A 5,024-nucleotide genomic window follows, 5' to 3' on the forward strand; every position below is an offset into this window, starting at 1 on the left:
CTGTCAGTTTTTTGGGCGAACAAAATTCCGCTTGTCAATAAAATAAAAGTTAATAGTATATTCTTCATTTTGATTTTTCTGTAATTGGCTACAACGTTTAGTGTATGGTGTCGTAGCATCCCGAAGGGTGCTATGCACTATACACCTTGTTGTGTGTAGTTTTTTTTATTTCATATTTAAATTCAAGAACTTTCAAATTCCACAAAGTCAATGTCTGTGTCGCGGTAATTCTATCATTTATGCTTTTTACCACCAATTTGTCTTTGAACGACTTGATAAATTTACTCCATAATTGTCCTTTGGAGTCCCTGAGCAAAAAGTAAAATCCACTATCTCCAATTCTTTGTCCCGAAGAATCTAAAATGAGTTCTCCATTTTTGCCAACACTAGGAGTTAGTATCACAGTTGCGTTTCCATTTGGCAAAGGAAAAATAGCCTTGATACAAATCTGTTTGTTTGGTAAAGAGCATGTCTCATAAACTCCTGAGTAAACAACTTGACCTGTCGATTTAAATGTCCTTAGCCAAATTGTCCTTTTAACTTCATTAGTCCTTGAATCGACTAGTTTTATTATTTCATTTGTTAGTCCTGAGGCATCTTCTAAGTTTTCAATGGGAACATTCAGTTGTTCAATTCTCCTACTGAAGACACCTTTTATTATAGTTCCGAAAATTTTGAAAAACGGGTTCCATTTTGCTTTTAGGAGCAGGTCATAATTTGATGTGTTCTCATAGAAGTCAATTACGTCTGGAGATAACTTCTTTAGTTCAATTTCTGATAGTCCTAGATTCTGAATTGAATCAAGTAATCCTTTGTTTTTTCTTTGTTTATCAATTGCTAAACGCTCATCTTTAGCTAACTGCTCAACGAATTTTAGCCCGATTCCTTTTGTTCCTCCAAATGGTCCTAAAAGCCATTGGTATTTATCATTGTCAATTCTTTGTCCAAACAGTATGACCCATTGTTGAGTAATCCAATCCTGAATGCTTTGATTTTTACTAGCTATTCCCATCTCCACAAACAAGGTTTAAGTATTGGGAATAAAATTCGATTGACCTTTCCATTTTCCGAACTCCGCTAAAGGCTTAAATCGAAGAGTGGTAAACTCAAAATGAAAGTCTTTTCTTTCCCTTTCTTTCATTGCGTTCGAATGCCTTTTCGGTTTTTCCACTTTACTATGACCATGCACCATGTCGGTCATTTCTTTTTCAGATTTCCAAATTGAAAAGGTTGAGACTGTGTTAGGGAATTTAACTGAGGCTAATGACAGAATTGTTCCTGGATGGTCTCTAACAAGCTTTTCAACTGGTCTGCCCCAATGTATAAATCTAGGAACTGCAAAAGGTTTCATTCTTGCAATTGTAACAGCAACAACAGGAGAATTTGAACTTTCTAATTGGTCTCTATCATTTGGTATTTTGAATCCGCTAAACTTTCCCCATTCTCTTATAAAAGACAAACGTACATGCCAACCTTTTGCTAAAGTTCTTCCAAAACTGTCCTGTTCCAAATAGTTTTCAAGTGCATTTTCATTTTCCCATTGCATAAAGACTGCTACTTGACCTATTAAAACTCTAGATGGAGAAAAAATAGGTGAACCTAGAGTCATTGCCGTCATGTATTCGGAGTGAATCAGTCCTTTTACGTTCTTTGAAACCGGATTCGAGAATATTCCTTTTACCGCAATAAAAAATGGTCGTTCGACTAAATGATAAGAGAATATGCTCACTTTGTTTTTGATTGAATTACTATTTCTATGCGGTTCTTCTAATTACACACAACGGTTTTGTGTATGATTTCGTTGCGTGTTTAAGCATTAAAGTTAGCAAATAAATCACAGATAGAAAGTCCGCGAGGACTTTCGTAAGTAGGCTATAACTAGCAATAAATTATACACGGTGTTGCCAGTAGTTTTTATTCTATTTTCCAAGTAGTTGAAAGTCCAAAATTGAATTCGTCTCCAACATTTACTTCTTCCATCATAATTTCAGTTTCCGGATGGTTTTTACTTAAAACTTTAACTTTAAAAAACACATTCGTCTCGCTGTTAATATTATACTTGTCAGTAATTATTCCGCTTATAGAAAGGTCTTTTGATTCATCAAATTCCCATTCTAAAGTTCCATTCCCACAAGGATAATCAACAACACTATTATTTTCGCTAACAGGCATTCTTACTTTTATAGAGTCTCCAACCTTAAATTTGTTATAAATTTCTACTGCTTTTATTTTCTGATTTTTTTCACACTCAATTATAGGTTTCCAATATTCCACATATTTATCCACTTGGGATTGTAGTTCGATGTTTTCTTTATTCAGATGTCTATGATAAGAAGTCAAAATAATTGAAGACATATCATCGTAATGATGAATTCCGATTGAGTCAAAAAATCTGGTTAGATTTTCTGATTGTTCATTATGTCTCAATAGATTATTTCTTAAGTGCATTCCAATTCCGAAGTGGTAATTTCTCGGTGTTGTAGAATCATTTTCTGAAATGTTCTTAAAAATCTCAATTTCTTTCGCATCCCAATTTTTATCAAGGTATTCAAATGAGGTTTTCAGTTCTTTCGGAATCTTTTCTTGTCCATTACAAGAGAGTAATGAGAAAGTCAAAAATAAGATTGATAAATATCTAATGTTCATATGGATTTGCGATTTCTCAAATTACTGGCAACGTTTCGTATATGCAAAGTAGGCGATTGCGGGCTTCAAGCTTATCAAACCGTTACAAAGTTGAAGCGGGCTACAACCCTTGAATTTACTGCTATTTCGCCTATTTTGTATATACATTGTTGTGTGGTCGTACTTTTATTAGTTTATCAAATAATTCTGTCTTTGTTATGTTTTTTATCGAATCAAGCCCTTTCTTATCTTCTTCGATTCTAATCAGTCCAAAATAATCCAAGAATCTGTCAAAAATCCGAATCGAATAACACCTTGATGCATAATTTTCTAAAGTTCCGTATGTTGGCTCAAGTAAATCTAATAGTTTAGGATATGCTTTGAAATATTTCTCAGCGTAAAATGAATCCAATCGTTTAGTTTGTCCGTATTTTGAAAGCAGAATCAATGAAAATCCATACCCAAGTTGTCCGATGTGATTCTCACCATATCCGTCATAATATGCCCAATTAAACTTGTTTGTAAAAGTTAAAAATAATTGTCGCAATAATGCTTCATTATCCTCAAGAAGTTTTTGAGCTGATTTTGTCAAACTTAGTTTTCCGTTCCTCTTTTTAGTCAGTCCTGCAAGTTCAATTAAAATCCGTGTAATATTTATAGTCATCGAATCTGTCTCTTTGTACAATTTAGAAATCCCATTATCGATATGTTCATCTTTAAGGAATCCTTGATTATAAAGGTCTGAAACTATTTTTGTCGGCAGAAATCCCTTGTTCGTAAGTTTAATATCTCCTTTTTTATCAATCAGGTCTGTCAAATACTTAATCTGGTTGATAATTGGAATATTTTTGTAATCTGTGTCGGATAGCTTTTGCAATTCCAAAGGACTATCAATTGCGAAAGAAAAATGCAAAATCTTGTGCATCTCAAAAGGCGAGTATCCTTCAAATTCAGGAATCGGCCGATTGTTCTGCTCGTTCATCGCTTGGTCAATATGTCTCTGTATATCTTTTAAATTCATGTATTTTTGTTGTTATGCAGTCTGCCTGTATGCCACACAACGTATTTGTGTATGATTTTTTGCGGGAAAAGGACGCGAGTTCTTTTCCGTTGTTGCGGAAAGATAATTAATAAGATTGAATTTCCGGTGAGGAAATTCAGCCGCAATTAATTATACGCTTTGTTGGCAACTGTATTATTCAGTTTTCTTTTGTTTTTTGTATTCTAATAAAATATTTTTCTTTTCCAGTTCAGTCAATTTAATATTAGAATTCATTCCTGGTGGTGGTGGTGGCATTTCATCGTCAATCATTAGAATATCCTGAATAAGATAATCTCCAATCTTTCTTCCCCAACCTATACAACCAGATTGATAATACAAGAGATAAGTAGTGTCTTTTAAAGCTCTCAATGTTAATTCAGCTTTTTTATTAAATTCTTTTTTTCTTAATAAACCCTCATAAGCAATAGCTTTTATTGTTCCATTAGGATATTCTGTAAGTTTTAGTAATTCATGCTCAGTGGCATTTTTCATTACCCAAATCCTAGTTCTTACTTCGCTTTTGGTTGAGACTCCCATACCACCGACACCACAAGTAATTCCTCTGTGTTTCGATAATGTTATCGAGTCCCTAATGTTTTTTCTAATATTATTCCAGTTAAAGCTCCAACTTGGTTCATAATACATCGAAGTAAGAAACATAAAACCAAGTCCAACTATAGTTAAAAGTATAACTAAAACTGAAAATGGGTTTTGAGTTTTTTTATTTCTTAATTTCTTTTTCATATTGTTGCCAACGTGTTTGTATAAGATTAGTTGCGGGTTTGTATGCGAGGAATTTCCGAAGGAAATTCAGACGTTACAAACACGCAACTACCTTTGATTAAGCCAAAAACCGCAATTAATTTTATACGGTGTTGGCAAATCGTTATTTTTATTTAATCCCAAAAATGGATGTAATATTTCGAGAATCTATTTAATCCATCTTGGATTTTTTTTTCATCATATTCAAGTTTCTCATCAAATTGTAAAGTGTAATTCAGGATTTGATTAAAAGATTCAATCATTTTATCAAGTTCTTCATTCCACTTATATTTTAAATAAAGTTCCTCTTTATCAGAGTATGATTCTTTTTTTTCAGCATCTTCAAGTATCCAAATTGGCAATGAATAGCCATTCTTATTATAATTTTCTTTATAATTTATTATTCGATTTAATATAAATTCAGCCATTTCATATTTAGCTTCATACCAAGTCCATTCTTTTTTTTTATTCGGATCTTTTTCGTTCATCTAATGTTTGCCAACGTATTTGTGTATGAAAAGTTGCGATAATTTTAGCAGCAATTTTTCATTGATTTTTCATTGATTTTTCATGATTTAAAATTAGTTATAATTTT

General features: G+C 32.7%; 6 protein-coding genes. All 6 read right to left on the reverse strand.

Features of this window, described 5'->3' with window-relative positions:
- Positions 1-130: 130 nt before the first annotated feature.
- The 6 genes from EV195_RS16465 to EV195_RS16490 all read right to left on the reverse strand — a co-directional run bounded on the left by EV195_RS16465 (position 131) and on the right by EV195_RS16490 (position 4,917).
- Positions 131-1,012: a hypothetical protein gene (locus EV195_RS16465; protein WP_132796082.1), complete on the reverse strand. Its 882-nt coding sequence runs from the start codon at positions 1,010-1,012 to the stop codon at positions 131-133.
- Positions 1,013-1,027: 15 nt separating this feature from the next.
- Complete coding sequence (locus EV195_RS16470; protein WP_132796077.1) at positions 1,028-1,729, reverse strand: hypothetical protein; 702 nt, start codon at positions 1,727-1,729, stop codon at positions 1,028-1,030.
- Positions 1,730-1,914: 185 nt separating this feature from the next.
- On the reverse strand, positions 1,915-2,646 hold the full coding sequence (locus EV195_RS16475) for a DUF6794 domain-containing protein (RefSeq protein ID WP_132796078.1): 732 nt from the start codon (positions 2,644-2,646) through the stop codon (positions 1,915-1,917).
- 130 nt (positions 2,647-2,776) lie between these two features.
- Positions 2,777-3,607, reverse strand: a complete 831-nt coding sequence (locus tag EV195_RS16480) for a hypothetical protein (RefSeq protein WP_132796079.1) — start codon at positions 3,605-3,607, stop codon at positions 2,777-2,779.
- 213 nt (positions 3,608-3,820) lie between these two features.
- A complete protein-coding gene (locus EV195_RS16485) occupies positions 3,821-4,411 on the reverse strand; it encodes a hypothetical protein (protein ID WP_132796080.1) in 591 nt (196 codons plus the stop codon).
- Between the two features lie 152 nt (positions 4,412-4,563).
- The gene (locus EV195_RS16490) at positions 4,564-4,917 is read right to left on the reverse strand and encodes a hypothetical protein (RefSeq protein WP_132796081.1); all 354 of its coding nucleotides are present in this window, start codon (positions 4,915-4,917) and stop codon (positions 4,564-4,566) included.
- Positions 4,918-5,024: the final 107 nt, after the last annotated feature.

It is taken from the genome of Tenacibaculum skagerrakense (assembly GCF_004345825.1).
GTDB lineage: Bacteria > Bacteroidota > Bacteroidia > Flavobacteriales > Flavobacteriaceae > Polaribacter > Polaribacter skagerrakensis.

Excerpts from the sequence above, each read along its gene's own strand:
- EV195_RS16465 (WP_132796082.1), bottom strand. The coding sequence starts at position 1,012 with ATGGGAATAGCTAGTAAAAATCAAAGCATTCAGGATTGGATTACTCAA.
- EV195_RS16475 (WP_132796078.1), bottom strand. The coding sequence starts at position 2,646 with ATGAACATTAGATATTTATCAATCTTATTTTTGACTTTCTCATTACTC.
- EV195_RS16480 (WP_132796079.1), bottom strand. The coding sequence starts at position 3,607 with ATGAACGAGCAGAACAATCGGCCGATTCCTGAATTTGAAGGATACTCG.
- EV195_RS16485 (WP_132796080.1), bottom strand. The coding sequence starts at position 4,411 with ATGAAAAAGAAATTAAGAAATAAAAAAACTCAAAACCCATTTTCAGTT.
- EV195_RS16490 (WP_132796081.1), bottom strand. The coding sequence starts at position 4,917 with ATGAACGAAAAAGATCCGAATAAAAAAAAAGAATGGACTTGGTATGAA.